Origin of the sequence: Phascolarctobacterium succinatutens YIT 12067, from assembly GCF_000188175.1 — a bacterium.
Taxonomy (GTDB): Bacteria; Bacillota; Negativicutes; order Acidaminococcales; family Acidaminococcaceae; genus Phascolarctobacterium_A; species Phascolarctobacterium_A succinatutens.
Genome location: NZ_GL830915.1, coordinates 1 through 1,504, shown reverse-complemented (window position 1 = coordinate 1,504; position 1,504 = coordinate 1). Strand labels below are relative to the sequence as shown.

General features: G+C 55.2%; 1 protein-coding gene. It reads left to right on the top strand.

Going from position 1 to position 1,504, the window contains the following annotated elements:
* Nucleotides 1-47: 47 nt before the first annotated feature.
* Nucleotides 48-1,433 carry an IS4 family transposase gene (locus tag HMPREF9443_RS07440; protein ID WP_050787121.1) on the top strand — a complete coding sequence of 462 codons (1,386 nt, stop codon included), beginning with the start codon at nt 48-50 and terminating at the stop codon, nt 1,431-1,433.
* The last annotated feature ends 71 nt before the right edge of the window (nt 1,434-1,504 follow it).

Genomic DNA, 1,504 nt, shown 5'->3' with positions numbered 1-1,504 from the left:
TATAATTAAGGTGTGAAACAAAACATACTAAAGCGGAGGTTCATGCTATGCAAATTATACCACAAACCACCCATCAGATGGAATCCATTTCGAAGAAAACTTCGCTGTTCTTCCACCAATATCGCATCGGCCAGATTTTGCGGTCTGCCAACGCATGCAAACTCAAGGGCTTTTCCGCTATTCTGGTGTTCCTTGTGCTCGTCAGCATCATCTTCGAGAACCGCTCGCTTTACATGCAACGCCGGCTTCACGAGGAATCCCTGCCGTTTGGCAAGGACACGGCCTACCGCTTCTTGAACTCCTGTCACACGAACTGGCGCAGGTTCACGCTGCTCCTTGCGGCGCGGATCATCAACGAAACCATCAAACCGTTGACAGACGCCGGACGTCGTTGCGCTATCATCGTCGACGATTCGCTCTTCAGCCGCTCGCGCTCCAAGCGCGTGGAACTCTTGGCGAACGTCTACGACCATGTGAGCCGCCGCTATACGAAGGGCTTCCGCTTGCTCGTCCTCGGCTGGACGGACGGGAACACGTTCCTGCCACTCACGTTCTGCCTTCTTTCAACCTCGAAGGAAAAGAATCGTCTCAACGAGGCCGACGCGTCCGTCGATGCCAGGAGCAACGGCGGAAAGCAGCGCAAGCTCGCGCAGATGGAAGCGCCTGCCGTTGTCCTCAAGTTGTTGCAGGAGGTCAAAGCCGCTGGCGTTCCCGCGCAATACGTCCTTTTCGACACATGGTTCTGCTCGCCATCCTCTCTGAAAGCCATCCATGACCTCGGCTATGACGTCACCGCTATGGCAAAGAAGAGCAAGAAGGTGCGCTACCTCTGCGAAGGGAAGATCTCGAACGTCAAGGCCATCTACAAGGAACACAAGAAACGCCGCGGACGCTCGCGTTACCTCCTGTCCGTCGATGCTGTCGCGACGAAACAGGGAGAATCCCTCGTGCCTGTGCGATTGGTCTTCGTGCGGAACCGCAACAAGCGGAAGGATTATCTCGTCCTCGTCACGACAGACCTCTCGCTTTCGGAGGAAGAAGTCATCCAGCTCTACGGGAAGCGCTGGGGCATCGAGGTGTTCTTCAAAGCGTGCAAGTCCTACCTGCGGCTCGGCAAGGATTGTCGTTCCGTCTCCTACGATGCGATGACGGCGCATGTCGCCGTCGTCTGCACACGATATATGCTCCTGGCTGTCGAGGAACGTGAGAACACGGATGGGCGAAGCCTCGGCGAGCTCTTCTATCTGGGGCTTGATGAGCTTCCGGACTTGAAGTACATGGAAGCGCTTCGCCTCGTGTTGCAGGAGTTTGCGGAGCAGCTTCGGGCAGAATATCCGTCAGAAGTCTTGCTGGTCGAATCGCTCTTGGAACGATTCCTGAACGATCTGCCCGCTCTTTGGATGAGTCGTCTGCGTGCACAGAAGTGTGCGTGAATGGCTTTCGACATTCAGTTCAAGCTGATTTATCAAGGCATACGGGATGTTTTCCGTGTGCGAAGTTTGAG